Annotated in this window: 30 protein-coding genes and 1 pseudogene; 19 read left to right on the top strand and 12 right to left on the bottom strand. The window is 62.3% G+C overall.

What is annotated here, in order from left to right:
• Nucleotides 1-491 precede the first annotated feature (491 nt).
• The gene (locus HU750_RS25570) at nt 492-2042 is read left to right on the top strand and encodes a sensor histidine kinase (protein WP_186683091.1); all 1551 of its coding nucleotides are present in this window, start codon (nt 492-494) and stop codon (nt 2040-2042) included.
• A 36-nt stretch (nt 2043-2078) separates the two neighbouring features.
• On the opposite strand, the gene HU750_RS25565 is transcribed toward HU750_RS25570, so the two are convergent.
• Complete coding sequence (locus tag HU750_RS25565) at nt 2079-2384, bottom strand: hypothetical protein (protein WP_186683089.1); 306 nt, start codon at nt 2382-2384, stop codon at nt 2079-2081.
• 232 nt (nt 2385-2616) lie between these two features.
• On the opposite strand from HU750_RS25565, the gene HU750_RS25560 reads away from it, so the two are divergent.
• The 5 genes from HU750_RS25560 to HU750_RS25540 all read left to right on the top strand — a co-directional run bounded on the left by HU750_RS25560 (nt 2617) and on the right by HU750_RS25540 (nt 6331).
• The gene (locus tag HU750_RS25560) at nt 2617-2841 is read left to right on the top strand and encodes a hypothetical protein (protein WP_186683106.1); all 225 of its coding nucleotides are present in this window, start codon (nt 2617-2619) and stop codon (nt 2839-2841) included.
• A 74-nt stretch (nt 2842-2915) separates the two neighbouring features.
• A complete protein-coding gene (locus tag HU750_RS25555) occupies nt 2916-3512 on the top strand; it encodes a paraquat-inducible protein A (protein WP_186683087.1) in 597 nt (198 codons plus the stop codon).
• Nucleotides 3509-4153 (top strand): paraquat-inducible protein A, encoded by a 645-nt coding sequence (locus HU750_RS25550; protein ID WP_186683085.1) that lies wholly within the window; start codon nt 3509-3511, stop codon nt 4151-4153. Before HU750_RS25555 ends, HU750_RS25550 begins: the two co-directional genes overlap by 4 nt.
• Nucleotides 4137-5777 carry a PqiB family protein gene (locus tag HU750_RS25545; protein ID WP_186683083.1) on the top strand — a complete coding sequence of 547 codons (1641 nt, stop codon included), beginning with the start codon at nt 4137-4139 and terminating at the stop codon, nt 5775-5777. The genes HU750_RS25550 and HU750_RS25545 overlap by 17 nt, the downstream gene beginning before the upstream one ends.
• A gap of 23 nt (nt 5778-5800) precedes the next feature.
• Nucleotides 5801-6331 (top strand): PqiC family protein, encoded by a 531-nt coding sequence (locus tag HU750_RS25540; protein ID WP_099429619.1) that lies wholly within the window; start codon nt 5801-5803, stop codon nt 6329-6331.
• 152 nt (nt 6332-6483) lie between these two features.
• Here HU750_RS25540 and HU750_RS25535 read toward each other — a convergent pair whose 3' ends face one another.
• Genes HU750_RS25535 through HU750_RS25520 form a run of 4 tightly spaced genes read right to left on the bottom strand, consistent with a single transcriptional unit; the run spans nt 6484 to nt 8842 of the window.
• Nucleotides 6484-6951, bottom strand: a complete 468-nt coding sequence (locus tag HU750_RS25535) for a DoxX family protein (protein WP_027596417.1) — start codon at nt 6949-6951, stop codon at nt 6484-6486.
• A gap of 10 nt (nt 6952-6961) precedes the next feature.
• Nucleotides 6962-7717, bottom strand: coding sequence for an HvfC/BufC N-terminal domain-containing protein (locus tag HU750_RS25530; RefSeq protein ID WP_186683081.1), 756 nt, complete (start codon nt 7715-7717; stop codon nt 6962-6964).
• The gene (gene bufB, locus HU750_RS25525) at nt 7714-8547 is read right to left on the bottom strand and encodes an MNIO family bufferin maturase (RefSeq protein ID WP_186683079.1); all 834 of its coding nucleotides are present in this window, start codon (nt 8545-8547) and stop codon (nt 7714-7716) included. Before bufB ends, HU750_RS25530 begins: the two co-directional genes overlap by 4 nt.
• 16 nt (nt 8548-8563) lie before the next feature.
• A complete protein-coding gene (locus HU750_RS25520; protein ID WP_027596420.1) occupies nt 8564-8842 on the bottom strand; it encodes a BufA1 family periplasmic bufferin-type metallophore in 279 nt (92 codons plus the stop codon).
• Between the two features lie 167 nt (nt 8843-9009).
• Here HU750_RS25520 and HU750_RS25515 point away from each other — a divergent pair, with 167 nt between their 5' ends.
• Both HU750_RS25515 and HU750_RS25510 read left to right on the top strand, forming a co-directional pair.
• On the top strand, nt 9010-9597 hold the full coding sequence (locus HU750_RS25515) for a sigma-70 family RNA polymerase sigma factor (protein ID WP_186683077.1): 588 nt from the start codon (nt 9010-9012) through the stop codon (nt 9595-9597).
• A complete protein-coding gene (locus tag HU750_RS25510) occupies nt 9584-10225 on the top strand; it encodes a DUF1109 domain-containing protein (protein WP_186683075.1) in 642 nt (213 codons plus the stop codon). The genes HU750_RS25515 and HU750_RS25510 overlap by 14 nt, the downstream gene beginning before the upstream one ends.
• 165 nt (nt 10226-10390) lie before the next feature.
• Here the strand turns inward: HU750_RS25510 and HU750_RS25505 are convergent, their stop codons facing one another.
• From HU750_RS25505 to HU750_RS25490, 4 genes and pseudogenes are all read right to left on the bottom strand, one after another.
• A complete protein-coding gene (locus tag HU750_RS25505; RefSeq protein ID WP_186683073.1) occupies nt 10391-10882 on the bottom strand; it encodes a DUF1543 domain-containing protein in 492 nt (163 codons plus the stop codon).
• A gap of 105 nt (nt 10883-10987) precedes the next feature.
• On the bottom strand, nt 10988-11860 hold the full coding sequence (locus tag HU750_RS25500) for a helix-turn-helix domain-containing protein (RefSeq protein WP_186683071.1): 873 nt from the start codon (nt 11858-11860) through the stop codon (nt 10988-10990).
• 1 nt (nt 11861) lies between these two features.
• Nucleotides 11862-12107, bottom strand: coding sequence for a hypothetical protein (locus HU750_RS25495; RefSeq protein WP_186683069.1), 246 nt, complete (start codon nt 12105-12107; stop codon nt 11862-11864).
• 171 nt (nt 12108-12278) lie between these two features.
• A pseudogene (locus HU750_RS25490) lies at nt 12279-12473 on the bottom strand (alcohol dehydrogenase catalytic domain-containing protein); the annotation flags it as partial.
• 197 nt (nt 12474-12670) lie between these two features.
• Between HU750_RS25490 and HU750_RS25485 the strand changes: the two are divergent.
• A complete protein-coding gene (locus tag HU750_RS25485; protein WP_186683067.1) occupies nt 12671-13597 on the top strand; it encodes a universal stress protein in 927 nt (308 codons plus the stop codon).
• Nucleotides 13598-13624: 27 nt separating this feature from the next.
• Here HU750_RS25485 and HU750_RS25480 read toward each other — a convergent pair whose 3' ends face one another.
• Nucleotides 13625-14167: a GNAT family N-acetyltransferase gene (locus tag HU750_RS25480; protein ID WP_238348946.1), complete on the bottom strand. Its 543-nt coding sequence runs from the start codon at nt 14165-14167 to the stop codon at nt 13625-13627.
• 187 nt (nt 14168-14354) lie between these two features.
• Here HU750_RS25480 and HU750_RS25475 point away from each other — a divergent pair, with 187 nt between their 5' ends.
• The 3 genes from HU750_RS25475 to HU750_RS25465 are packed head-to-tail and all read left to right on the top strand — an operon-like array spanning nt 14355 to nt 17341.
• Nucleotides 14355-15281 carry a universal stress protein gene (locus tag HU750_RS25475; RefSeq protein ID WP_186683063.1) on the top strand — a complete coding sequence of 309 codons (927 nt, stop codon included), beginning with the start codon at nt 14355-14357 and terminating at the stop codon, nt 15279-15281.
• Nucleotides 15272-16639: an MBL fold metallo-hydrolase RNA specificity domain-containing protein gene (locus tag HU750_RS25470; protein ID WP_186683061.1), complete on the top strand. Its 1368-nt coding sequence runs from the start codon at nt 15272-15274 to the stop codon at nt 16637-16639. The genes HU750_RS25475 and HU750_RS25470 overlap by 10 nt, the downstream gene beginning before the upstream one ends.
• A gap of 18 nt (nt 16640-16657) precedes the next feature.
• Entirely contained in the window at nt 16658-17341 is a 684-nt protein-coding gene (locus tag HU750_RS25465; protein ID WP_225935657.1) for a hypothetical protein, read from the top strand.
• A 247-nt stretch (nt 17342-17588) separates the two neighbouring features.
• On the opposite strand, the gene HU750_RS25460 is transcribed toward HU750_RS25465, so the two are convergent.
• Both HU750_RS25460 and HU750_RS25455 read right to left on the bottom strand, forming a co-directional pair.
• The gene (locus HU750_RS25460; protein WP_186683059.1) at nt 17589-18014 is read right to left on the bottom strand and encodes a potassium channel family protein; all 426 of its coding nucleotides are present in this window, start codon (nt 18012-18014) and stop codon (nt 17589-17591) included.
• A complete protein-coding gene (locus HU750_RS25455) occupies nt 18002-18139 on the bottom strand; it encodes a hypothetical protein (RefSeq protein WP_514132430.1) in 138 nt (45 codons plus the stop codon). Before HU750_RS25455 ends, HU750_RS25460 begins: the two co-directional genes overlap by 13 nt.
• 224 nt (nt 18140-18363) lie before the next feature.
• Here HU750_RS25455 and HU750_RS25450 point away from each other — a divergent pair, with 224 nt between their 5' ends.
• From HU750_RS25450 to HU750_RS25420, 7 genes are read left to right on the top strand one after another with little or no spacing between them, the layout of a single operon-like run.
• A complete protein-coding gene (locus tag HU750_RS25450) occupies nt 18364-19041 on the top strand; it encodes a thermostable hemolysin (RefSeq protein WP_186683057.1) in 678 nt (225 codons plus the stop codon).
• On the top strand, nt 19031-20494 hold the full coding sequence (locus HU750_RS25445) for an AMP-binding protein (protein WP_186683055.1): 1464 nt from the start codon (nt 19031-19033) through the stop codon (nt 20492-20494). Before HU750_RS25450 ends, HU750_RS25445 begins: the two co-directional genes overlap by 11 nt.
• Nucleotides 20495-20502: 8 nt before the next feature.
• Entirely contained in the window at nt 20503-21192 is a 690-nt protein-coding gene (locus HU750_RS25440) for an iron-containing redox enzyme family protein (RefSeq protein ID WP_186683053.1), read from the top strand.
• Complete coding sequence (locus HU750_RS25435) at nt 21179-21985, top strand: SDR family oxidoreductase (RefSeq protein WP_186683051.1); 807 nt, start codon at nt 21179-21181, stop codon at nt 21983-21985. The genes HU750_RS25440 and HU750_RS25435 overlap by 14 nt, the downstream gene beginning before the upstream one ends.
• Complete coding sequence (locus HU750_RS25430) at nt 21982-22623, top strand: tetratricopeptide repeat protein (RefSeq protein WP_186683049.1); 642 nt, start codon at nt 21982-21984, stop codon at nt 22621-22623. Before HU750_RS25435 ends, HU750_RS25430 begins: the two co-directional genes overlap by 4 nt.
• A 2-nt stretch (nt 22624-22625) precedes the next feature.
• Nucleotides 22626-23288 carry a response regulator gene (locus HU750_RS25425; RefSeq protein WP_186683047.1) on the top strand — a complete coding sequence of 221 codons (663 nt, stop codon included), beginning with the start codon at nt 22626-22628 and terminating at the stop codon, nt 23286-23288.
• The gene (locus HU750_RS25420; protein WP_186683045.1) at nt 23285-24649 is read left to right on the top strand and encodes a sensor histidine kinase; all 1365 of its coding nucleotides are present in this window, start codon (nt 23285-23287) and stop codon (nt 24647-24649) included. Before HU750_RS25425 ends, HU750_RS25420 begins: the two co-directional genes overlap by 4 nt.
• Nucleotides 24650-24659: the final 10 nt, after the last annotated feature.

Below are 24659 nucleotides of genomic sequence, written 5' to 3'. Positions count from 1 at the left end.
GAATTTAAAGTTGGCATGAAAATCTCATGCTTAACCGTTATGCGACCCATCCTGTCGACCTGTAAACAACTTCCCACGCCAAAAAGAGCATAAGGGGGCTTCATGAGTTGTCTGATTTGCGCTGGACATGCTGATTCCGTCGAATGCCCGCTCGGGTGGGAAGAGCGACGCTGCTCGCAATGCGGGTGTTACAGAATGTCTCAATCACTCATTCTAGTGATGATGGAGGAGGGTCAGATTTTCGATACCGAGCGCATGCGGGCGTGGCTTGCCGCCCGGCGAGAGGAGGTATCCATACCCTCTATCGAACACCATCAGGCCATCTTGGTGAGTTGAACAGATGAACTGCCATGTGTTCGGCGTGCATGAGCGGCGGGGTTAGACTGATTTCGTTGTTGCATCAGGGCAATGCGCGGTGTAAACCACAGTGCTGACGCACTGGCGAAAGCGCTTCAGCGTGCATCTTTATCTCGTTTCTGGAAATAGTCCCCATGCAGCATCAATCTCCCGACGAAACCATTCGCGCCGCGCTGCAGAAGTCGCATGCCAGGCTGCGGCGGCAGCACGAACTGGTCGTCGAGTACGGCGTCATGTCACTGAAGTCGTCTAACCTGGATGCGCTGCTGACGCTGGCGTGCGATGTCGTGGCCAAGGGCATGGAGACGCCATTTGCCAAAGTGCTCACGCCCATAGCGGACAGCGACGAGTTTTTGCTGTCCCATGGTGTGGGTTGGGATGAAGCTGACATCGGGCATGCCACGGTGGGCGGGGACATCGCCAGCCCCGCAGGCTATGCCATTTCCACCTACCGGCCGGTGCTGTCCAACCACCTGGGCCAGGAGCAACGCTTCAGAACCCCCTCACTGCTTAAAAAATACGGCATCGAGCGTGCGATCAACGTACCCATTCGCGGGCCATCCGCCCCGTTCGGCGTGCTCGAAGCCGACAGCAGCAATGGCGAAGACTTCATCGAAAGCGACCTGGTGTTCCTGGAGGGCATCTCCAACGTCATCTCCATGGCGGTCGAGCGGATTTCTGCAAGCTCGGAGATGCATTCGTCCGACCCTTATTCGGAGAGCGTGCTCAACGCCAGCCCCGATTGCGTGAAGATCCTGTCCGCGAGCGGCGACATAGAATTCATGAACGATGCCGGCATGTGCCTGATGCACATCGGCGACCTGGCCCAGGTTCGCGGTGTGGCGTGGTCGCAGCTCTGGCCTGACGAATCCCGAAACCTGGTGCTGGAAGCGATCAGTAAAGTCACAGGCGGCGAGTCGACCCGGTTCGAGGCTTTTTGCCCAACCCAGCAACAGGAGCCTAAGTGGTGGGACGTGACGGTTGCGCCGATTTTTGGCGAGCAAGGGGACTTTCAAAAGATGATCGCTGTTTCACGCGACATCACCGAGCGACGTCATCATGAAGCCCAGTTGCTGTCGTTGATCGACGCGCAGAACATCAAGCTGAGCAAAAGCGACCTGTACCTAGAAGAAATCCATCACCGGGTCAAAAACAGCCTGCACCTGGTCAACACGTTGCTGTTGCTGCAGGCAAACATGGCCCAGGATGAAGCGGTAAAGCTGCAGCTTGAGACGGCGGCGACTCGGGTTTTGACTATCGCCAGCGTGCATGAACGCCTTTATCAGAACGCCGAGGCCCAAGCCGTGCGGGCCTGTGACTACCTTGCGGCGTTATTGGGGGATTTGGGCAAAGCTTTGGCCGAGCGCAGAATCTTGCTCAACGCGGACACGTTCGTCTTGCCCTCCGAACGGATGGCGCCTCTGGGTTTGGTGATTTCCGAACTCATCACCAACGCCTTGAAGTATGGCAAAGGCACGGTGGAAGTCAGCGTGAGTGGCCAAGGGGATCATGCGCTGATCACCGTAACCGACGAAGGCGATGGTTTTCCGGAGTCTTACCCAAAACCAACGGGTACCGGCCTGGGTATGCGTTTGGTCAAAAGCTATTCGGGTTATGGCAACCAGGCGATCACAGTTGACCGTGCGCAAGCAAAAAGCACGATCCATGTGCGTTTCAAACTTTAGCCCCAGGGCAGTAGTGCAACCCCGGGGCCAAAGGCATCAGCGGTCTTCATCCCGTTGCTGAGTATCCCCGTGGTCGGCCTGGCCACCCATACGGCCCTTGTCGGCGGGGTCTTGGCGGTTGGCTTGGTCAGTGCCGGGCTGCCCACCTTGGCGCCCTGTGTCAGTTGAGCGATCCCAGTCCTTGTTCATCTTGTCTTCAGGTTTCTGTCCTGGTTGCTGGCCGCCTTTCTGTTTGTCGGGCATGTCGCCCCCGGCACCCTGGCCGCCTTTCTGACCGGCATCGCCGGCACCGGTATTGGCGTTGCCGCCTTGGTTTGCACCCCAGTCTTGATTGTTCGCCATGACTGTATACCTCTGTTCACACACAGGAAGGTCTGTGTTCAGTTGTGACTTCGAGGCAATCTTGGCTGGTGCATTTATTGTTGGGGATTCTGACAAAACGCCTGAACAACCGCCGGCCCGGTATTTATGGCTCCAATAATCCTAAGCTTTTTGGGTTTAACCTCATTCTTTGCATGAGCCAGCTTGAGTCTTTCCCATATGCAGACTAATACTAAAGAACTGCCGGAGAGGGCTGATCATGCACATGCGCTTCGTTGTGGTTCCCGCGGTACCTCGCCATAAAGAGATCTTTCCTCGGCGCATTGGTTTTCCCAGTGCCTTGGGGGAGGGCTATGACCTTTACGATACGCAAGAAAAGGTGCGTCTCAGCCTGAGCTTTTCGACGCGCGCCGAAGCCGAGTTTGAATGTGCGGCGCGTAATAGCTGCCAAGGTCCCCAGCAAGCAAATTTCGCCTGAACAAGGTGCTTGAGCAGATTGCCGACCCGTTGTCTACGCTATCTGCCAGGTAAGCGCCAATTCGGGGGGCATGCATGGCCCAGGCGGATGATGTGATCATTTGCGAGTACTGCGACGCCGTGTACCGGCGCACGCCATTGCACCGTCATCAAAGTGCCTGCTGCCAGCGCTGCGGCGGCGTGCTTTATCGCCACAACCCACTGAATGTGCAGCAGCGTCTGGCGTTGTGCATCACCGGCGGGGTACTGCTGGTCTTCGCCAACGCCTACCCGGTAATGACGATCAGCATGAGCGGCTTGAGCAATTCGGCCACCTTGTGGGATTCGGTGCAGATCCTCAGCCACGGCAGCATCACCTTCATCGCCCTGGTATTGGCGTTGGCGATCATCTTCGCCCCGGTGCTACAGATCGCCCTGTTGTGCTGGGTGCTAGGGTTTGCCCTAGGCAACCGCCGCGCGCCGGGGTTTGCCGCTTGCATGCGGGCGCTGGAGGGGTTGCGGCCCTGGAGCATGCTGGAGGTGTGCTTGCTGGGCGCCATGGTGGCGGTGATCAAGCTGGCAGGGTTACTTGAGGTGATCCCGGGGATTGGGCTGATCGCGCTGGCGGCGTTGAGCGTGTTGATGATCTTCATTGCCGGCCGCGATATTCGCGACTTGTGGGTGCAGGTATGAGCGCCCCGGCGCTGGCCGAGCAACTGCACCTGTGCCTGTGCCACGGCTGCGGCCAGGCCTGCGACCTGCGCCAAGGCCAGCACCAGTGCGACCGCTGTGGCGCGCCGCTGCACCGGCGCAAGGCCAACCCGATCGCCCGGGGCTGGGCATTTCTGTTTGCCGCGCTGATCTTCTACGTGCCGGCCAATGCGCTGCCTGTGATGCGCACCGAGATGCTCGGCCAGGGCAGCGACAGCACCATCGTTGGCGGGGTGCTGGAGTTCTGGGAGGCGGGCGCCTGGGACATCGCGCTGATCATCTTTATCGCCAGTATCGGTGTGCCGGGCATCAAGTTCGTGTCCCTTGGCCTGCTGCTGTTCACTGCCCAGCGCCGCAGCCAGTGGGCGCGTCGCCAACGTTCGCAACTGTTTCGCTTCGTCGAGCTGATCGGCTACTGGTCGATGCTCGACGTCATGGTAGTGGCGTTGGTAGCCGCGCTGGTGCAACTGCGCGGGCTGGGCACCATCGAGCCGCGGCCTGGCATCCTGTTCTTCGGCCTGGTGGTGGTACTGACCATGCTCTCGGCCATGAGCTTCGACCCACGCCTGATCTGGGACGACCAACCACACCACGGGGAGCACCACGATGGCGCTGGAGACTGAGAACCCTGCTGGGCCCGGCCAGGCGCAGGTACGCACACGCCGCTTCAGTGTCTCGCTGGTGTGGATCGTGCCGATTTTGGCACTGCTGGTGGGCGCCTCGCTGGTGGTGCGCAATTGGATGGAACAGGGGCCAGTGATCTCGATTTCCTTTCGCAGCGGCGAGGGGCTGGTGGCGCACAAGACCCAGGTGCGCTACCGCAGCGTGGTGATCGGCGAAGTCACCTCGGTGGAGCTGGCGGCGGACCACAAAAGCGTGGTGGCCAAGGTGGAGCTGTCGAAAGAGGCGGAGTCGTTTGCCACCGAAAGCGCCCGCTACTGGGTGGTGCGCCCGCGTATCGGCGCCGGTGGCATATCTGGGGTCGACACCTTGCTGTCGGGCAGTTTCATCGGCGCCGATGCCGGCGAGTCGAATAAGCCCGCGAAAACCTTCGTCGGCCTGGAATCACCGCCGGCCATCACCTATGGCGAGAAGGGCAAGCGCTTCGTGCTCAGCGCCAATGACCTCGGCTCGCTGGATATCGGCTCATCGATCTATTTTCGCCGGATCCAGGTGGGCGAGGTGGTGTCCTACGCGCTGCAGCCCGATGGCAGGGGCGTGGACATCGACGTTTTCGTGCAGGCCCCCTACGACGCCTTCGTCACCCTCGATACGCGGTTCTGGAACGCCAGCGGCATCGACATGCAGATTGGCGCCAACGGGCTGAAGGTCGAGACGCAGTCGTTGTCGTCGATCCTTATGGGCGGCTTGGCCTTCGGCACGCCCGAATATGCCGTTGCAGCCGAGCCCGCCGCCGACCAGCAGGCGTTCGAGCTGTTCGTCGACCGCGACGCGGCCCTCGCACCGCCAACGGGCAGCCCGCAGTACTTGCGCCTACGCTTCGACCAGTCGATGCGTGGGCTGACGGTGGGAGCGCCGGTGGAGTTCAAAGGGGTTGAATTTGGCAGGGTGACGTCGATCACGCTGGATTACGACCCTCAGAAACAGATATTCCCTGTGGTGGTCGATGCGGCGATCTACCCGAAACGCTTGGGGCCGGTGCACCAGAAAATGCTCAAGGTGTTCAACCATGCAGAAGGCGACGCCGCCGGTGCCCGGCGCCTGATAGGCACCTTCGTCGAACACGGCCTGCGTGCCCAGGCGCGCAGTGGCAACCTGATCACCGGGCAGATGTACATCTCGCTGGACTTCTATCCGGACGCCCCGAAAGTGGCCTTCGACATGAGCGCCGAGCCCATCGTCATCCCCACCGTGCCCGGCAGCCTGGAAAAACTCCAAGAGCAGTTGCAGGGTGTGGTCGAGCGTATTGGCAAGCTGCCGCTCGAAAGCATTGCCGGAAATCTGGACGGTACGCTGCGCGAACTGCGCAGCGCGGTCAAACGCGTCGATGGGCAAACCCTGCCTGGGCTGACGACCACACTGGATGAACTGCAGAAAACCCTGCGCACGGCCAATTCAGCGATCTCCGAGAACTCGCCGCAGCGGGAGAAACTCGGTGACACGCTGCAGGAGTTGGAGCGCATGTCCCGTTCGCTGAGGGACCTGGCGGATTACCTCGGCCGTCATCCCGAATCGCTCATTCGCGGCCGGCCAAAAGCGGCAGGCGCGGACGACGTGCAACCCTGACCACGCCCAAGGAGTGAGAGCCGATGCGCACGTTGCCTACCCTGTTGCTGGCCACGCTGGTGGTGCTGACCGCGGGCTGTCGCAGCGCGCCCAACAACTACCACACGTTGGTCGCTGCGCAGCCCAGCCACGCGGCGGGCGAGAAGATCCTGGTCGAGCGGGTCAGCATGCCGCCGCAGGTGGACCGCCCGCAGTTGGTGATCCGCCAGGGCACGAGCAGCCTGGTGATTCTCGAAACTGAGTGGTGGGGCGCCAACCTGGTCGATGAGTTCCGCAGTGCCTTGCAGGACCAGCTGGGCGGGCCGGTCGGCGGCACGCCCAGCACACTGCTGCGGGTGGATGTGCAGCGCTTCGACTCAGTCCCTGGCCAGTACGCACTGCTGGAGGCGGTGTGGCGGCTGAAGCGCCCCGGGCAGGACGAGATGACCTGCCGCACCTCCGTGCAGACCCCCGCGCAAAACAGCGTCGGCAGCTTGGTCGGCGCCCAGCAGGCCAACCTGCAGAAGCTCGCCAGCGCCGTGCGTGCCAGCGCGTCGGGTTGCCCTAGGTCTTAGGCTTTGTTGCGCAATTTCTAAAAATTGACGCACGTGGGAGCGGGCTTGCCCCGCGAACACCGGCGAAGCCGGTGCCATGCACCGCGTAGCCCCATTCGCGGGGCAAGCCCGCTCCCACAAAACGTTTCGTACAGAGCCTAAATAGGCGGCGTTCAGCGCAGCCGCAATACGCGGTCCAGTGACAGCGCGCCAGCGCCCTTGGCCACCAGCAACAGCAGCAGGCCCGCCCAAGACAGGTGGGTAGGCCAGGCGTCCGGGTAGACGAACACCTCGATCACCGTGGTCATGCCCAGCAGGGCCAGCGCCGAAAGCCGGGTAAACAGGCCAAGCACCAGCAGCAGCGGGAACAGGTGCTCGGCATAGGTCGCCAGGTGGGCCGCGAGCCAGGGTGAAACCAGTGGCAGCGCATACTCGCTCTGGAACAACTCATAGGTACTGGGCGTGATGCTCAGAAGGCCCTCCACCTTGGTCCGGCCAGACATGAAGAACACCGAGGCGATACCCAGGCGCGCGACCAGGCACAGCACGGTGTCGTTGAGCAGTAATTGCAGGCGTTCGGCTAGGCTGTTCCAGCGTTGGCGCAGGCTGATTGCCGGGGCAGTGGGGCGCAGGGTGTCCATGGCCATTCCTTCATGCGAATGAGAGTGGGCGAAAGACCCGGGCTTGCATCAGGCGGCCGAGCAGGTCGCTGAAGTCCAGGTCGGGCTGGCGTTGCTGGGCGCATTGCGACGCGGTTTCCAGCGTATGGCCTGCCGCGCAGGCATCGAGAAAGGCGCAACCCCCGGCTTCCAGCGGCTGATAGCTGACGCCGTCGAGGCCGCCGCAGAGCAGCACGCCTTCGGCCACCCACGGTTGCGCGCCCGACCACGGCAGGCCTTCACGGCTGCATCGCCACAGGCTGAGCACCGGGTGCGGATCGAACCACTGCCAGCGCACGCTCTGGCGTGGGGCCAGGTAGCTGTGCATCAAGTCGTTGGCGGTCATGCCAGCCAAGTCGGTGAGCGCCAGGCAAGGGTCTTCGGTAGCGCTGAACGCTTCACACCAGTAAAAATCCAGGCGTGCCACATCGGCCAGGTAGGGCAGCCCATGGCTAGCCTGCAACTGTTCCAGAAACGCCGCAAAGCCCGCACCGTAGTGGATCAGCCGGGCATCGTCCGGGGGAAACTGCTGGGCGTAGGCGGTCGCGGCCTCCAGCATCCAGTCGGCGCCGACCAAGGTCTCGACGCAGGGGAAGTTGGCCCGCAGCGCGTCGACGCAACCGGCCAGCACGGTATTGCGGTAGACCGCGAATGCCGTTTGCCCAGTCAGGCTTTGCAGCGCCGGGGCAGGGCGCTGGTAGAGCGCGTCGATGAAGGCGTCCTGGAACTGGCCGAGGGGCATGTTCATGGCAAGGCTCCCGCAGACGTGAGGGTGGTTTGGGCGATGCCGCGTTCGCCAAGCAAGTCATCGAACGCCGGCAGGTTGCCGTCGCGCTCGATCAGCGTCGGGCGTGGGCCGATACGCGCAATCAAGCGGCGAAACAGCGCCCATACAGGTTCGGCAATCGCGGCATCGTGCGAGTCGATCAGAAGCGCGCCCTGCGTGTCGTGGCTGTGCCCGGCCAGGTGCACTTCGCTGATGGCCTGGGCAGGGAAGCGGTCGAGATAGGCTGCGGCGTCGAAACCCAGGTTGTGTGCGCTGACATGCACGTTGTTGACGTCCAGCAGCAGGGTGCACCCAGTGCGGCGCACCAGCTCGTCGAGAAAATCGATCTCGTCCCAGTCATGCCCTTGCACCTGCAGGTAGTGGCTGGGGTTTTCCAGGGCGATTGACCGCCCCAGTGCCTCCTGGGTGCGCAGGATATTGTCGCTGATGCGCGTTAGCGCTTCGCGGCTGCGGGGAAACGGCAGCAGGTCGGGGTGGTACTGGCCGCGCCAGGTGGACCAGGCCAGGTGCTCGGACACCAGCGCCGGCTTTACCTGGTCGATCAGCGTGCGCAAGCGGCGCAGGTGGGCGGCATCCGGCTCGGCGTCCGCTGCCAGTGACAGTGCCACGCCATGCAGCGACAGCGGATGGCGCTCGGCCATGCGCTGCAGCCAGGCCAGGCGCGGGCCGCCGACCATGTAGTTTTCCGGATGGACCTCGTACCACAGGCCTTCGGCGTTGCACACCAGGGCCTGGGCATAGTGCTCGGCCTTGAGCCCTAGCCCAGCGCCCAGGGGTAAGTTCCGGTTCATGGTCGGCGGCCTCTGCTCAGGACTTGATCGGGGTCAGCGACCCCATGCCGTTGGGGGTCTTGATCGACGTGCAGGTACCGGCTGGGACGTTCTTCCAGTGCATGCCGTCGTAGTCCTTTTTCGCGCTGCCGGCGCAGGTGGTGCCAGCGCCGGCCTTGCAATCGTTTTTGCCGGCCATGGCGACGCCGTAGCATTTTTCCATGGCGGTACCCGTGCCGGCGGTGGTGCCGGCGAAGGCGACACTGGCCATTGAAGCGAGGGCCAGGGCGGCGGTGGCGAGGGCGAGGGTTTTCATGAGAGTGTCTCCAGAGGATGGGGCCAGGGTGTTGTACCGAAGGCTCATTGAGTAGTTCGCGGCGATCGCTGCCCGGGTTACAGGCCGACGAAATTTTTTTTCCAGTGGCTGTGGCTCATCTAAGGTTCGATAAAACAAACCTTCCGACGGTGTAACCCTGGCGCCCAATGCAACGAACTAACCCACAGGACCTCCTCGCCGCTCGCGAGACGCAGTTGCAGGGTTTGCTGCTGCGCGGGCTGGCGGGTGATGCGCAGGCCTACCGCGAATTTCTCGCGGCACTGGCGCTGCATGTGCGGGGTTTTCTCAAGCGGCGGCTGCAACAGCGACCGGCCGAGGTCGAAGACCTGTTGCAGGAAGTGTTGCTGGCCGTGCATAACGCGCGGCATACCTATCAGCCGCAACAGCCGCTGACGGCCTGGGTGCAGGCGATTGCCCGCTACAAGCTGGCGGATTACCTGCGCCGCTACGCGCATCACGATGCGCTGCACGACCTGCTGGACGACGACAGTGACCTATTCGCCGCCAGCGACGAAGCGCCCGCCCAGGCCAGCCGAGACCTGGGTAAACTGCTGGGGCAGCTGCCGGAGCGCCAGCGCTTGCCGATCGTCCACGTCAAGCTCAAGGGCCTGTCGGTGGAGGAGACCGCGCATATCACCGGGCTCTCCAGTTCGGCAGTCAAGGTAGGCATACACCGTGGGCTCAAGGCCTTGGCCAGGCTGATTCGAGGCAGTGAAGACGATGAAAACCGATGACCTGATTACCCTGCTGGCCGCTGGCGAAGGGCCGGTGGACCGCCATGCCCTGGCGCGGCGCCTGGCCCAGGCGTTGCTCGCGGGCCTGCTCGCCGCAGTACTGATGACAGTGGCCCTCTATGGCGTGCGCAGCGACCTTGCCGACGTGGCACGAACGCCGTTGTTCTGGGCCAAGCTGGCCTTGCCTGGCAGCCTCGCGCTGCTTGCGCTATGGCTTACGCAACGTTTGGCCCGGCCGGGTGTGAAGGGTGGGCTGGCCTGGGGGCTGTTGGGGCTGCCGTTGCTGCTGGTCTGGGTGGGTGCGGCGATCAGCCTGGCAGGCGCCCCGGTCGAGGCCCGTGCCGAGTTGATCTTCGGCCGTACCTGGCGTACCTGCGCGTTGAATATCTCGCTGCTGAGCGTGCCGGTGTTCATCGCCGTGCTCTGGGCATTGCGCGGCCTGGCCCCAACACGGTTGCGCCAGGCCGGTGGCGCCGCAGGGCTGCTAGCCGGTTCGACTGCAACCTTGGCGTATTGCCTGCACTGCCCGGAAATGCAGGTGCCGTTCTGGGGGGCTTGGTACCTGTTGGGCATGCTGGTCCCCACGTTGGTGGGGGCGTTGGCGGGGCCCCGGTTGTTGCGCTGGTGAGAACAGGCGAAAACGCTAAAACCCGCGCGAATGTGTTAACAAATCGGCGGTTCTTCGCGAAAACGATAACGGTCAAAACAATCAAAGAGACTATGTGATCCCCCTGTTGCGAGATTTAGTCGCGTGTCATCTGCAGGGAACGTACAGGCGTTGATGACCTGTCACTCAAATCAGAATGTAATCGCTCCGTTGCACAATGCCGTAATGCTCCCCCTCAACCAGGTGCACATAGCGCCCTTCCAGCAGGTCAATCGGTAAGCAATCGTCGACATCGAGCACCGCGTCGGTATGGGGCTTCAACCAACCCGCCGCCATACGCTGCTTACCCAGTTGCTTGGCTGCGGCTTTGTCCGGAGCAGCCACCAGTAAGTAGCGATGCGCTTCGCCAAACACCTGCCGCTCATAGCCCCCCAGGTTCAGGAAGAACAGGCGCAGGGCCCCTGGCTGGGGCGCAGCCTGGCTGAATTCGATGCGGTAACCCTCCACCCCATGCACTTCCAGCCAGGAGTCGATGTGCAACCCTTTGGGGCTGCCGAACCAGGCGTTGCGCAAGAGGGGGTAGGTTTGCTCCAGCGAGTCGGCCTGGGCAAATACCACATCGTGAACTTCAATGCTGGCGCGAGGATGGCGTCCGCCGAGCATGACAACGTAGAGCATGGATGAGCCTGCGATAACTGAAATCGTCCTATTGTGCTGTTTTTGCGCCGCAGGTGTGCAGCTGATTGCGATCTCACGCTCAATTCAGGCCACAGCCTGCCCCGCTCAAGACTTGCGCTGAACGCATTCTGCTGCCCTCCGGGGCCCGGCAGCAGGTCGATGCCCAATGCCACCGGACCGTGAGCGCGTGTCACTGCATCGCGCAGGGCGCACTTGTTCAATCGCCATCAGCGCAGGCAAGTCGAGGATCTCGACAAGCCGCCCGCGCATCGTAACAATACCCTGCGCGCGCAAGCGGGCGACCGACCGGCAGACGGTTTCCAGGCGCAAGCCCAGGTATGACGCCATGTCCTCGCGGGACATACGCAGCATGAAGCCATGGGCGGAATAGCCGCGATTGTAGAAGCGTCTGGACAACCCCAGCAGAAAACTCGCCAAGCGCTCTTCGGCCGTAAGGTTGCACAGCATCAGCACGCGCTCATGCTCGCGCACGATTTCTCGGCTCATCAGGCGATTGAGGCTTTGCTGAAGCATGGGGACGTCACGGGCCAAGGCTTGCAGGCGGCGATAGGGTACGGGGCAGACTTCGCTGTCTTCCAGAGCAACGGCGTCGCACACATGGTGTTCGGTGGCGATGGCATCAAGCCCCATCACCTCACCTGGCATCCAGAAGTTGATCACCACGCCTTGGCCTTCGGCATTGTTCAGGCTGGTCTTGAAACTGCCGCAGCGCACCGCATACAGCGTTGTCAGCGGGTCGTTGGCGTTGAACAGCGCCGCCCCCTTGCGGATGCGAAGGCGAGGGCCGATCAAAGCGCCCAGGCAATCGTGATCTTGCGCGGGTAGGCCGGTCGGCAAGCACAAACCGTTGACGCGGCACTCTTCGCACAGCGTCGAGAGGGGTTTGAGGTGGATGGGCGTTGCCCGTCGCATCGGCGCAGGTTGATCAAGTGCTTTGACATCGATTAGCCCTGACATGTCAAGCTTCCCTGGCGCATCGGCGCTCTGCGTTGTCGGGGCTGCCAAGCGGTTTATCCCCCTCAGTCAAGCCCGCACGAGGTTGCCAGCCAGCAATCATGTTCAGCGGGTGCGGTGCGTTCAGCCGGGTAGATAGCCGTTGCACGAACTCTTCAGCTTCACGCGGGCTAGTGAAACTCACCCGCCAGTCATCCATGTGAACCCACCAGCGATGCTGTTCGGGGATTTCCTCGACATAGACGTTCATTGGAACCTCCAGAGCCTGTCAGACAAAGGACTGCCTATCGATGCAAAGCGAAGGCTTCCTGCCTGCAACGGCGGACGTCAGGGGGTGATGGCCACCTTCATCACGCCGTCGCGCTGATGGGCGAATAACTCATAAGCGGCCTCGATGTCATCGAGACTAAAACGGTGGGTAACCAACAGGCTCGTGGCCCACGGTCAAGCCTTTGGCTACCGGGTATTCGCCGCGCAGGATATGCACGTCGGTGCCACACAGGGTGGTGGTGGTAATACGCACCAGCGCGTCCAGCGGGCCGATGTCCGGCACTGGTTTGTCCTCCAGTACGATACGATTCTTCTCGACAAAAACCGCTGCTCTCATGAGGGTCATCGCACGCCTCCGGGCAATACTGATGATTGTTGGCTAGGGGTAGCGTGCGCGCAAAAAGCCTCGAAGCATTGATCTGGGTCAAATGCCTAGCGTGCAGCGCTGGCCGTTGGTCAGGGCATTGAAGTTGATAAACATCAAGCCCGTTGCGTGACGTTGGCAGATGATCGAGTGGCCCATCCATAATGTAGAGGTGTGCCATGTCCAACCCGCAAAGACTTCTCTTCATCGCCTCGCCCTTGATGCGCCGGACACCGATCTACGACCGGGCTGCAGCGCTGGCTAAAGCCAAGGGGATGGCCTTGCACATTGTCGCTTTCGACTACCTCGAAGGCCTGGCCACCGCGGGCTTGGTCAATGAGCAGGCGCTGGCGGTCATGCGCGAGGGGTATGTGCAGCAACACCGTGAATGGCTCGAAACCCAAGCGGTGCCGATGCGCCGCAATGGCGTCACCGTGACCACCGAAGTGGTGTGGGTCCAGCACCCGCTAGACGAGATCCTGATACACCTGCGCGAACAGCCCTTTGCCATGCTGATCAAGGCGTTCGAGCATGAGCCTTGGTGGATGCGCGCGATGTTCACCTCACTGGACATCCAGTTGCTGCGCGAAACCCGGATCCCGCTGCACCTTGTGCACAAGGCCAGCAATGCCCTGCCGAGGCGGATATTGGCGGCAGTCGACCTGTCTCGGCCGGAGGACCAGTTCGAGGGGTTCAATGACCAGATCATCAGCGAAGCGCTAAAGCTCGCGCTGCAGTGCAATGCCAGGATCGACTTGCTGTATGCCTATGACCTCGGTTCAATGTACCTGGATGCCGGCGGCAGCCGGGAGCATTCATTCCTGTTCGATTCCAACCAGGCGCGCACGCTGCATGAAGCTCAGAGCGATGCCTTCCAGGTGCTCGCCGAGCGCAATGGTATCGCGGTTGAGCAACGACACCTGCGGGTTGGGGATCCGGCCAAGGTTTTGGGGCTGTTCATGCAGAACAACGACATCGATGTTCTGGTAATGGGCAGTTATCACCACCATGGTATCGGCTGGTTCATCGGCAGTACTGCCGAGCGGATGCTCTACCGGTTGACCAGCAGCGTGCTGGTGATTTCTCCGGAGCATTCGCAAGGTTGAATACAAGGCCCGAAAGGGCCTTGTTCTTTACGATTGCAGGTCCAGTTCGTGAAGAATCTCGCTGACATCGCCTGCCAAGTAGCGTGCCCCAAATCCTAACGCCTTGGACAGCCGGTGCATCGCGTAATTGTTCGCCAGGTCGCGGGAGATCATGCACTGAAAGCCATTGCGTCGGGCTGCCTCGATCAAGTGTTGCAACAGTGACTTGCCGAGGCCCTTGCGTTGCCAATCTTCACTGACCGCCAGCGCGCATTCGCAATTACGGCTGCCGGGGATGGCGGCATAACGGCTGACACCCACCTGACACAGGCGTCCATTAACATGGGCAAGTGCGACGTAAGCCATGCATTGGTGGTAGTCGACCTGCATCAACTGCTCATCGAGATTGGGCAAGCCAGCGCTGAGCCCGGCAATGAACCGGAAGCGTCGCGATTCATAAGCCAGGGTGTTCAGGAAGCGCTTGTCCCGCTCATGGTCCTCGTCGCGCAGGGGGCGGATCAGTACCGGCGTGCCGTCTGCCAGTTTTTCGACCCAGTGTTCGCTTGCGTCTGTGTAGGGGGGTGGCTGCATGTTCATAGTGCCTCCAGATCACGCCACCGCTGGCGTCTGAGAAGGTTGTAGCGTGAACGGCCCGCCAGGGTCTGACTTGGGTCAATTTTGCGCGCAGGTGACGAATTTCTGATCTGTATCAAACAGCGCAGGCCGTAACTTCCGATGCTCGCAACATCGCCACCACCGCGTCTATCGGGAGGTTTCCATGGGTCAGTATCGACAGTTACTGGTGTTGCTTCGCGAAATCGACCCGCATTCAGCTGCGTTGCGCAGGGCTCTGGCCCTTGCCCATGTCAGCAGTGCCAGCGTGCATGTGCTGGGCCTGTTCGAACCCACCGAGACGCATTTGCTGCGCGAAGAACGGCTGAACGAAGCCGATGTCCAGCGCCAATTCAGCCGCTACCGAGAGCAGCTCGAACAGCTGATGGCACGGCACGCCAACGGTGATCTTGCGCTGACGTTCGATAGCCTGAGCGCAGAGGATATTCGCAGTCAGGCCATCGACTACATTGCCGAGCTGCAACCCGACATGGTGATCAAGGACAGCGAGGCCACGCCGCCCTTGGCACGCCTGTTCGCTACGCCACTGGACTTCGCGCTGATGCGTGGTGTTAAAGGCATAGCGCACTTTGTGCCGACCGCAGCCCCGTCATTGCCCCGACGGATACTGGTCGCCGTGGACACCGCCTGGGACGACGAGACGGGTACCCAGGAGCTGTTCAATCGCGGGCTGATCCAGGCTGCGCAAGCGTTGGCACTGCAGTGTGACGGTCAACTGCACCTGTTGTGCGCCTACAACCTGGCGGGTGTCTTCACCTCGGATATGAACGTCACGCAAGCATGGATCGATGAAATGCGTACGGCATTGCAAGCCCCCTTCGACGCGCTGGCCGATGCCGAAGGCGTGCCCACCGATCGCCGTCACTTCATGGAGGGCGGGCCTGTCACGGTCCTTCGCGAGCAGGTGGCCGCACTCGACATCGACGTGGTGGTGATGGGGGTGGTGCAGCCCAAAGGGCTCGACAAACTGCTGGGCGACACCACTGAGCGCATCGTCGGTAAACCACCGTGCAGTGTCTTGACCGTTCATCCGCAGGTGATCGATACGTGGGAGCCGCAGCCATGCAACTGACGTTCCTGGGCGGCACCAGCACGGTTACTGGCAGCAAGTTCCTGCTGGCCCATGGCTCAACCCGCGTGTTGATCGATTGCGGGCTTTTTCAAGGCTACAAACAACTGCGTCTGCGCAACTGGGAACCGCTGCCCGTGGCCTTGCGCTCGCTGGATGCAGTGGTGCTGACCCACGCTCATCTGGACCATAGTGGTTACCTGCCTGTGTTGGTCCGTGAAGGCTTCCATGGCCCGATCTATGCTACCCCGGCCACCTGTGCCTTGGCCGAGATCCTCCTGCTCGACAGTGCTCGGTTGCAGGAAGAGCAGGCTGAACACGCCAATCGCCATGGATACTCCAAGCACTCGCCGGCGCGGCCCCTGTATACCGAGCAGGATGCAAAGCAGGTGCTGAAGCTGTTTCATCCGGTCACGCTGCACCAGCACCTGGACATTGCGCAAGGCGTGACGCTTCTGCTGCGTACGGCAGGGCATATCCTGGGCGCAGCGACCGTGCAACTGACAGTCAATGGGCAAACCTTGGTGTGCTCTGGCGACCTGGGGCGGCCACAGGATCCGATCATGCGCGCGCCCGAACTGATCAGGACCGCTGACGTACTGCTGGTAGAATCCACCTACGGAGACCGTGTCCACCCACGGGAATCGACTGAGCAATACCTGGCCAATGTCATCAACCAGACGCTCCTGCGCCACGGCATCACCTTGGTCCCGTCGTTCGCCGTGGGGCGTGCCCAGTTGTTGATGTATTACCTGTACACGCTCAAGCGCGAGGGGTTGATCCCCGACATCCCGGTCTATCTCAACAGCCCGATGGCCATGGATGCCACCGCCCTTTACCAGCAGTTCAGGAGCGAACACCGTTTGAGCCGCGACGAATGTGCCGCCGTATTCCGCGGCACGCGCTTCGTGCGCACGGTCGATGAGTCCCGGCGTTTGGACCAACTCCGCGAACCGGCCGTGATCATCGCCGCCAGCGGCATGGCGACCGGCGGTCGTGTGCTGCATCATCTCAAGGCGTTGGCACCCAATCCGCGCAACAGCGTCCTGTTTTCGGGCTTCCAGGCCGGCGGTACACGAGGCGCCGATATCGTCGCGGGCGCACGCACTGTGCGCTTGCAAGGCGAGGACATACCTATTCGGGCGCAGGTGTATGCCATGGACAACCTGTCGGCCCATGCCGACGCGGATGAAATCATGGAGTGGCTGCGCGGCTTCACCCGGCCACCACGGCAGACCTATGTGATTCACGGTGAGCCGCACGCAGCGGACACCTTGCGGCGCCGGATCAGCGTCGAGCTTGGCTGGCAGGTGGCCGTGCCCGAACACCAGGAAACCGTTGCCATAGACGCTGTGTGCTAACAAGCACGGGAGGCTTTCATGGACATGCAAGCCAGGGCCAGGCTCAGGGCCTGGATGAAGCGCCCTCGGGGCAGTTTTGGTTGGCTCGTGGCACTTGCCACGTGGGTCGTGGCGGCATCGGCCTACCAGGCGCTTGGCCCAACGTGGCGCCTGCCTATGCGCGATCCGAGCATGCTGCTGGCGTTGCTGCTGCTCAGCGCAGCCGCCGGATGGGCTGTACAGCGGGGCGTCAGGCGCACAGTCGGCAAGACCATCTTCAGCGACCAGGCCACAGGCTGGCAGGTCCGGCTCGCGTTCATCCGGTCGGTTGCCCAGGAATCGAACGTGCTACTTGGGATGTTACTTGTAATGGCGCTGCTGGGTGTTGCCACGCTGTGGTTGGCAGGTCGATCGGTGGAGCGGATCGTGAGTGGCTGCCAGGCCAATCTGCAGGCACAGGTCGATGTGCCCGAAACCGTGCCTTTGGCCGCACTGGTGGGCAAGCCGATCTGCGGTTGCTTGGCGCAAACCTTTCTTGATCGCAATGGAGTGGTCCGCCTGGCACTGTTCAACACCCCCCTGATGGAAGTCAGCTCGTTCAAGCAGTTGACCCCGGCCGATGAGCGACGCTGCCTTGAGCAAATGGACATGCTGCCTGATGAGGCCCCGCGCGGGCCGTCAACCCTTACGCCTCAAGAACCAGAGGGCGATTCTGTTCGATGATTGCTTGGCAACCGAGCCACGAGCTGCGGGCGTAAGCTATCGGGTGTTGTAGTGCTGCGTTTAATTCAGGACAGGGCAATGCGATGAATGACCTGCGCTGCATCGTCTGGGTCCCGGGTCGTGGTGCTGCCAGCTACCAAGGACAGTAACGGCGCACTCCATCGGTCCCCACCATGAATCCTCGCGAAGACCTGCCAGAAGTGGCTCGATGGCTCTGGACAGCGCCTCCAGAGGCCTGAAAAAGTCGCTACTTGGCCTTCCAGTATTTCTGCATCTCCAAAAACAGGAACGACGCGGTCCAGGTGATCAATACCAGGCCCGTGAGCGCCTGCAAGCCTGTCAGGTACTTGAGGTTGCCGCTGGGGGCGATGTCGCCGAAGCCGATGGTGGTATAGGTGGTGAACGAGAAGTACACGCAGTCCATGAATGTGCCGTCGAAGTTGCCGGTCAATGTTCCCCAGCCTTTGGCATTGGCCATCAGGTAATACGCCAGGGCAAAGCACCAGACTTCCAGCGCATGTGCCACCAGTGCTCCAAATACGCCGACGACGATCCGGAACCGGCTCCACAGCTTCAACCGGGGCAGCCAATCGTTCAGGCGCAGCAAGCATTCGTAGTGGATGACGACCACCAGCACCACTACCAGAGTATTGATCAATGTTACCCAGAGCATTGCTCTCCGTCCTCATAGTCGCGTCCTTCATGGGCAGCCAAGGTCCAGCCCAGCCGTTGCGCTAGGCCATTGGCATAGGCTTGGCTGCCAGGCAAGGCGAACAGCAGCGGATGGGGAATATTCATGACTTTCGCTCCACGCCCATTTCCAGCAGCAGGCCAGGGGCCGCTACCTTTTCTGTGGTTGAGTGTTGCACATGAACTGGCAGTGCTCCTGCCAGCCGTATCGGCCCCGCAGCGGGGGCCTCCTTGCGCGTGCTAGGGATCTTTTGTCAATTATTGGCTGACTTCAGATTCCTTTCAGATTGGCCCCTGATACTGCCCCCATCGGATCCTACGGGGGGCGTTTCATGACCCAGCCACACTGGAGCAACCTGCTCCCACTGCGCGTCGGCAGCCACGCCGACCACCATGCCCAATTGTCCCTGCACCTGGAGCCTGATGCAGGGCGTCGTGACCTTGAGCACTTCATTCACCAGTGTTTTCAGAGCGTGCATCACGCCGATGTGCACCATTACCTGCCTGAACTCCTGGCGTTGCATGACAGCCAAGGGCGGATGATTGCCGCCGCAGGCATGCGCCCGGCCAGCAGTGGTGCGCTGTTTCTCGAGCGATACCTGGACGAGCCATTGGAGGCTTCGGTTTCCCGCGTGGCCGGCTACCCGCTAGCGCGGGAGAGCATGGTCGAGGTGGGCAACCTGGCCTCGCTGAGCGCTGGCAGTGCACGCATCATGATCATTGCCGTGACCTGGCTGCTGGCCACGCGCGGTTTGCAATGGGTGGCATTCACGGGGGCGGCCACGCTGATCAACAGCTTCCAGCGCCTGGGGCTGATGCCTACGGTGCTGGCTGCGGCCGACCCTGAGCGGTTGGGCGAGCAGATGGACCATTGGGGAACCTATTACGACCAGCATCCGCAGGTGTTCGCCGGCAACATCGGGCTCGGTTTCGAGGCGCTGAGCAAGGCTGGCGTGTTTGAGCGCCTGGGTCTGCCATCGATCATCGAGGAGACCGGCCATGCCGCATGAGCTGCAGTACTTCCGTCAGTTGCTGTTCAAGTATGCAAGTGAACAGGAGCGGGCCGTAGCCGTGCAAGGTGTAGCAGGGCGCTTCACCTTCCGGCAACTGCTGGCTGAAGTCGAAGCACGGGCCCATACCTTGCGTGCGCAATCGGGAGGCCCCTTGGTATTGGCCCTGGATAACGGCCCCGAACTGCTGTTCTGGGACTTGGCGGCGTTGTTTGCCGAGCGCCCTTGCGTGATCGTCCCTGGGTTCTTCAGTACTGCACAATTCAGGCATTGTATCGGGCAAAGCGGCGCCAGCCATGTGCTGTGCGAGGCGCAGTGGATAGATACGCTCGCCGAGTTGGGGTTTGTCCAGCAGGACGCGTTTTGGGCCCGGCCTGTTGGTGGGGAGGTGGCGCTGCCCAGCGGTACCGCCAAGATCACCTACACCTCTGGCAGCACGGGCCAGCCCAAAGGCGTTTGCCTGGGTGCCGATGCCATGCTGCGCGTGGCCCGGGAACTTGAAGCCGCCAGCCGGCCGAGCGCCCCCCAGCGCTATCTGGCGGTGCTGCCGTTTGGCGTGCTGCTGGAAAACCTTGGTGTGTACGCCGCGCTGATCGCAGGGGCATGCGTGCAACTCTATCCCCAGGTGCAATTGGGCATGGGGGGCGCGAGCCAGGTCGACTTCAAGCGCTTGCTGAGTGCCATTGCGGTGAGTGGCGCCCAAAGCTTGATTCTGGTGCCGCAGCTGTTAATGGGGCTGATTACCGCCATTGAGCGCAGCGTCATGCAGGTGGGGCCGCTGCGCTTCGTCGCCGTCGGGGGCGCGCGGGTTTCGCCCAGCCTGCTGGCAAGGGCCGAAGCGATCGGCTTACCGGTGTTCGAGGGCTATGGCCTGTCCGAATGCGCTTCGGTGGTGGCGTTGAACCGCCCCGGCGCCCAGCGCCTCGGCAGTGTCGGCAAGCCACTGCCACATGTGCAGGTGCGCATCGCCGACGACGGTGAGGTGCTGGTGGCAGGTTCGCTCCTGCTCGGCTACCTGGGCGAAGCCCCTGTGTCCACGCCATGGTGGGCCACCGGTGACCTCGGCTATGTCGATCAGGACGGCTACCTGTACCTGAACGGGCGCAAGAAGCACCAGTTCATCACCAGTTTCGGGCGCAACGTCAACCCGGAGTGGGTGGAGGCCGAACTGACCCAAAGTGGCGTCATCGCCCAGGCGTTCGTGCACGGCGAGGGCATGCCGCGCAATGTGGCACTGCTCTGGCCACTGGATCCCAGTACCCCTGATGCCACGATCGAACAGGCCGTGCAGCACAGCAATGCGTCACTGCCTGACTACGCCCGGGTTCATGCCTGGCGACGCTTACCCAGCCCCCTCAGCTGCGCTGATGGCACCCTGACCGCCAATGGCCGCCCACGGCGCGAGGCCATTTTGCAGCATTACCAAGGCTTGTTATCCGACATCCCATTGTGAGGTTCGCCATGTCCTTTTTCGACACGCTGCAATTGCAAACCACCGACGAGCGCCAGGCACTGTTCAGTGTGCCGGTGATCCGTGAAGCCTTGGCCGGCCAGGTCAGCCTGGACAGCTACGTCGCCTTCCTGACCCAGGCGTACCACCATGTGCGTCACACCGTGCCACTGATGATGGCGTGCGGCGCACGCTTGCCATCACGCCTGGAGTGGCTGCGCGGCGCCGTGTGCGAGTACATCGAGGAGGAGTACGGCCACGAGCAGTGGATTCTCAACGATATCGATGCCTGTGGGGGTAACTGGGAAGCGGTGCGTGACGGCCGACCGGCAATGGCGATCGAATTGATGGTCGCCTACCTCTACGACCTGATCGCCCGCGGCAACCCGGTCGGGTTGTTTGGCATGGTCAACGTACTTGAAGGCACCAGCATTGCCTTGGCAACTCATGCCGCTGGCAGCATCCAGCGTACCCTGGCGCTGCCGGACAAGGCGTTCAGCTACCTCAGTTCTCACGGTGCGCTGGACCAGGACCATATGGTGACCTACAAGCGCCTGATGGACCGCCTGGACACTGCTGACGATCAGCAGGCGGTGGTCCACGCCGCCAGGGTGGTGTACCGCCTGTACACCGAGATGTTCCAGGGGTTGCCGCGTGGCAGCCAACTGGGCCAGCAAGAGGTGCACCATGCGCTTGTCTGAATCCGTGGTAGTGCTGACCGGCGCCAGCGGCGGCATTGGCCTGCAATTGGCCGAGCAGTTGTGCGCAGCCGGTGCCCGGGTACTGGCGGTGAGCCGGCAGATGGGCAAGCTCGCCAGCCTGATGAACCACTACCCTGACAGGCTGCGCTGGCAGTCGGCCGACTTGCGTACCCCTGACGGCCGTGAGCAGGTGCTCGCCCGTGCCCGGGACATGGGCGGTGTCAACGTGCTGATCAACGCTGCCGGCGTCAATCGCTTTGCCTTGCTCGACCAACTCGACGAGCAGGCCCTCGACGAACTGCTGGACATCAACATCAAGGCGGCCTTGCAGCTCACGCGTGTCTGCCTGCCACTACTGCGTGCGCAACCCAAGGCGCTGGTGGTCAATGTCGGCTCGACCTACGGTTCTATCGGCTACCCGGGTTATGCCACTTACTGCGCCAGCAAGTTTGCCCTGCGCGGGTTCTCCGAGGCGCTGCGCCGCGAACTGGCCGATACCTCGGTGAACGTGCTGTACGCGGCCCCCAGGGCGACGCGCACGGCGATGAACAGCAGTGCAGCCACGGCGCTCAACGAAGCGCTGAAGGTCGGCATGGACGACCCCGCCGACGTGGCCCGCGCCGTCCTGCAGGCGGTTCAGTCCGAACGCAGCGAGCTCTACCTCGGCTGGCCAGAAAAGCTCTTCGTGCGCATCAACGGCATGCTGCCCGGCGTGGTGGACCGCGCTCTGCGCAAGCAACTGCCGGTTATTCGTCGCTACATCGGTAGCCATTCCAAGGAGTCGCTCAAATGAAACGTCTGTTCGTTGTCGGGCTGCTGGCCTTCACACCCCTGACCTGGGCGCTGGACCCGGCGGGCACGCAGCAGTTGGCCGCGCTGCAGCAACGCTGGGCGCAGATCCAGTATCAGACGCCCAAGGACAAGCGCGCCGATGCCTTCGAAAAACTCTCGGCCGACGCCTCGGCCTTGGTCCACCAGCACCCAGGGTCGGCCGAACCCTTGATCTGGGACGGCATCATCAACAGCAGTTGGGCCGGGGCCATCGGCGGCCTCAGTGCGCTGGGCAAGGTCAAGGCCGCCAAGGCGAGCCTGGAGCAGGCGATTGAAATGGAGCCCACCGCCTTGGAAGGGTCCGCTTACACCAGCCTGGGGACCTTGTACGACCAGGTACCCGGCTGGCCCATCGGCTTCGGCGACAGTGACAAGGCTGATGCCTTGCTGCGCAAGGCGCTGCAGATCAACCCCAACGGTATCGACAGCAATTACTTCTGGGCCGATCATCTTTACCGGCAAAAACGCTATGCCGAAGCCACCGCGGCCCTTCAGAAAGCGCGGCAGGCCCCGCCTCGGCCAGGGCGTGAACTGGCCGACCAGGGCCGGCGTGGCGATATCGATGCTTTACTCAAAGCCATCAAGGACAAACAGGACTGAACATGCGGCTGCTGCTGGTTGAGGACGACACCGCACTGGGCGAGGGGATTTGCGACGGCTTGCGCCAAGAGGGCTACACCCTCGACTGGTTGCGCGATGGCGTGAGCGGGCTGCATGCCCTGCAGCACGAGGCATTTGACCTGGCCATCCTCGACCTGGGCCTGCCGCGCTTGGACGGCATCGAGTTGCTGCGCCGGCTCAGGGCGGGGGGCGACAGCCTGCCGGTGCTGGTGCTCACCGCCCGTGATGCCACCGAGGACCGCATCGTCGGGCTGGATGCTGGCGCCGACGACTACCTGGTCAAGCCGTTCGACCTCAACGAACTCAAGGCCCGCCTGCGCGCGCTGCTCAGGCGCAGCGCCGGGCGGGCCAAGGTGCTCATCGAGCACGCCGGAGTGACCCTTGACCCCAGCACTCAGCAGGTCCATTACAACGGCCTGCCCGTGGTCTTGACGCCCAAGGAGTACCGGTTGCTGCACGAGTTGCTGGCGCAGCCGGGCAAGGTGTTCACCCGTGAGCGCCTGACCCAGTTGCTGTACGGCTGGGACGAGGAACCGGAGAGCAATACCCTGGAGGTGAACATCTACCAACTGCGCAAAAAACTGTTCAACGGCCTGATCCGCACCGTTCGCGGCATCGGCTATCTGGTCGAGGGCAAGGTATGAGCTCACTGCGTCAACGCACGCTGTGGCGGGTGATGGTGCTGATGTTGCTCGGTACAGGGCTGCTGGCGCTGTACAACTACCATGACAGCCGGCGCGAGATCAACGAGGTCTACGATGCCCACCTGGCGCAGAATGCACGGCTGCTACAGGGGGTGATGAGCTTGCCGGTGCAGGAGGGCAACCGCGAGCAACTGTATCGCGCGTTCAACGAGGCACTGAGCAAGGCCGGGCGCCACCGGGTTGGGCACCCTTATGAAAGCAAACTGGCGTTCCAGGTCTGGGGGGACGGGGCAGGGCTGCTGGTGCACACGCCCAGTGCACCGACACTCGACCCACCGCCCACGGCGCCGGGTTTTTATGATTTTTCCAGTGAGGGCGAGCAATGGCGCGGTTTCGTTCTGCCAGTGCCGGAAAAGCACTGGATGATCTGGGTGGGCGAGCGCGATGATGTGCGCTTCGACCTGATCGACCGCATCGTGCGCCATACGTTGTTCCCGTTCCTGTTGGGCAGCCTGGGCTTGGCGTTGTTGGTCTGGGCCGCCATTGGCTGGGGCCTGCGCCCGTTGCAGAACATGGCCAATGTCATTCGCGCACGGCATGCCGACTCGCTCGAACCCCTGCAACTGGTGCCGCTGCCGTCGGAGCTGGAACCCATGCAGGCCGCCATCAACCGCCTGTTGGCGCACATCGAGGACCTGCTGCGCCGTGAACACCGGTTCATTGCCGATGCGGCCCATGAAATGCGCACGCCGCTGGCCATCCTGCGCCTGCATGCGCAGAACGCCCAGGCCGCCAATACCGATGCCGAGCGGCAGAAAGCCTTGGGCTACCTGATTGGCGGCGTCGACCGCCTGACCCGGGTGGTCAACCAGTTGCTGACCCTGGCCCGGGTCGAACCGCGCCTCGGTCAGCGTGCCACCACCGAAGTCGATCTGGGCGAGGTCGTCACCGATATCTTGGCAGAGCTCACCCCCTGGATACTGGACCGCGGCCTTGAGCCATCGCTGGAGATTGGCGAGGGTGATCTTCACCTGGCGATCGATGCCGGCGCGTTGGGTATCGCATTGCAGAACCTGGTCTCCAACGCGGTCGAGCACTCGCCACCCGGTGGGCGTATCACGGTTTCACTCAAGCGCTTGGGCAGTCGTTTCGAGCTGACTGTCGAAGACGATGGGCCGGGCATCGACAAGGCCAGCCTCACCCGTGTGTTCGAGCGTTTCTACAGCCGCAACAGCCCGAATGGGGCAGGGCTCGGGCTCTCGATCGTGGCCACCATCATCGAGCGGATGGGCGGGCAGGTACGCCTGGACAATCGCGCCAACGGCGGGTTGGCCGCAACGTTGTCACTGCCCCTGCGTTAAACGGGCGGTT

Source organism: Pseudomonas sp. SWRI50, assembly GCF_014269095.1.
Lineage (GTDB): Bacteria > Pseudomonadota > Gammaproteobacteria > Pseudomonadales > Pseudomonadaceae > Aquipseudomonas > Aquipseudomonas kermanshahensis.
Note: the sequence above shows the minus strand (reverse complement) of the source record. Positions and strands in the feature narration are given on the sequence as shown.

Coding starts and splice junctions, on each gene's coding strand:
- HU750_RS25570 (WP_186683091.1), top strand. CDS start 492: ATGCAGCATCAATCTCCCGACGAAACCATTCGCGCCGCGCTGCAGAAG.
- HU750_RS25565 (WP_186683089.1), bottom strand. CDS start 2,384: ATGGCGAACAATCAAGACTGGGGTGCAAACCAAGGCGGCAACGCCAAT.
- HU750_RS25555 (WP_186683087.1), top strand. CDS start 2,916: ATGGCCCAGGCGGATGATGTGATCATTTGCGAGTACTGCGACGCCGTG.
- HU750_RS25550 (WP_186683085.1), top strand. CDS start 3,509: ATGAGCGCCCCGGCGCTGGCCGAGCAACTGCACCTGTGCCTGTGCCAC.
- HU750_RS25545 (WP_186683083.1), top strand. CDS start 4,137: ATGGCGCTGGAGACTGAGAACCCTGCTGGGCCCGGCCAGGCGCAGGTA.
- HU750_RS25540 (WP_099429619.1), top strand. CDS start 5,801: ATGCGCACGTTGCCTACCCTGTTGCTGGCCACGCTGGTGGTGCTGACC.
- HU750_RS25535 (WP_027596417.1), bottom strand. CDS start 6,951: ATGGACACCCTGCGCCCCACTGCCCCGGCAATCAGCCTGCGCCAACGC.
- HU750_RS25530 (WP_186683081.1), bottom strand. CDS start 7,717: ATGAACATGCCCCTCGGCCAGTTCCAGGACGCCTTCATCGACGCGCTC.
- bufB (WP_186683079.1), bottom strand. CDS start 8,547: ATGAACCGGAACTTACCCCTGGGCGCTGGGCTAGGGCTCAAGGCCGAG.
- HU750_RS25520 (WP_027596420.1), bottom strand. CDS start 8,842: ATGAAAACCCTCGCCCTCGCCACCGCCGCCCTGGCCCTCGCTTCAATG.
- HU750_RS25515 (WP_186683077.1), top strand. CDS start 9,010: ATGCAACGAACTAACCCACAGGACCTCCTCGCCGCTCGCGAGACGCAG.
- HU750_RS25510 (WP_186683075.1), top strand. CDS start 9,584: ATGAAAACCGATGACCTGATTACCCTGCTGGCCGCTGGCGAAGGGCCG.
- HU750_RS25505 (WP_186683073.1), bottom strand. CDS start 10,882: ATGCTCTACGTTGTCATGCTCGGCGGACGCCATCCTCGCGCCAGCATT.
- HU750_RS25500 (WP_186683071.1), bottom strand. CDS start 11,860: ATGTCAGGGCTAATCGATGTCAAAGCACTTGATCAACCTGCGCCGATG.
- HU750_RS25495 (WP_186683069.1), bottom strand. CDS start 12,107: ATGAACGTCTATGTCGAGGAAATCCCCGAACAGCATCGCTGGTGGGTT.
- HU750_RS25485 (WP_186683067.1), top strand. CDS start 12,671: ATGTCCAACCCGCAAAGACTTCTCTTCATCGCCTCGCCCTTGATGCGC.
- HU750_RS25480 (WP_238348946.1), bottom strand. CDS start 14,167: ATGCAGCCACCCCCCTACACAGACGCAAGCGAACACTGGGTCGAAAAA.
- HU750_RS25475 (WP_186683063.1), top strand. CDS start 14,355: ATGGGTCAGTATCGACAGTTACTGGTGTTGCTTCGCGAAATCGACCCG.
- HU750_RS25470 (WP_186683061.1), top strand. CDS start 15,272: ATGCAACTGACGTTCCTGGGCGGCACCAGCACGGTTACTGGCAGCAAG.
- HU750_RS25465 (WP_225935657.1), top strand. CDS start 16,658: ATGGACATGCAAGCCAGGGCCAGGCTCAGGGCCTGGATGAAGCGCCCT.
- HU750_RS25460 (WP_186683059.1), bottom strand. CDS start 18,014: ATGCTCTGGGTAACATTGATCAATACTCTGGTAGTGGTGCTGGTGGTC.
- HU750_RS25455 (WP_514132430.1), bottom strand. CDS start 18,139: ATGAATATTCCCCATCCGCTGCTGTTCGCCTTGCCTGGCAGCCAAGCC.
- HU750_RS25450 (WP_186683057.1), top strand. CDS start 18,364: ATGACCCAGCCACACTGGAGCAACCTGCTCCCACTGCGCGTCGGCAGC.
- HU750_RS25445 (WP_186683055.1), top strand. CDS start 19,031: ATGCCGCATGAGCTGCAGTACTTCCGTCAGTTGCTGTTCAAGTATGCA.
- HU750_RS25440 (WP_186683053.1), top strand. CDS start 20,503: ATGTCCTTTTTCGACACGCTGCAATTGCAAACCACCGACGAGCGCCAG.
- HU750_RS25435 (WP_186683051.1), top strand. CDS start 21,179: ATGCGCTTGTCTGAATCCGTGGTAGTGCTGACCGGCGCCAGCGGCGGC.
- HU750_RS25430 (WP_186683049.1), top strand. CDS start 21,982: ATGAAACGTCTGTTCGTTGTCGGGCTGCTGGCCTTCACACCCCTGACC.
- HU750_RS25425 (WP_186683047.1), top strand. CDS start 22,626: ATGCGGCTGCTGCTGGTTGAGGACGACACCGCACTGGGCGAGGGGATT.
- HU750_RS25420 (WP_186683045.1), top strand. CDS start 23,285: ATGAGCTCACTGCGTCAACGCACGCTGTGGCGGGTGATGGTGCTGATG.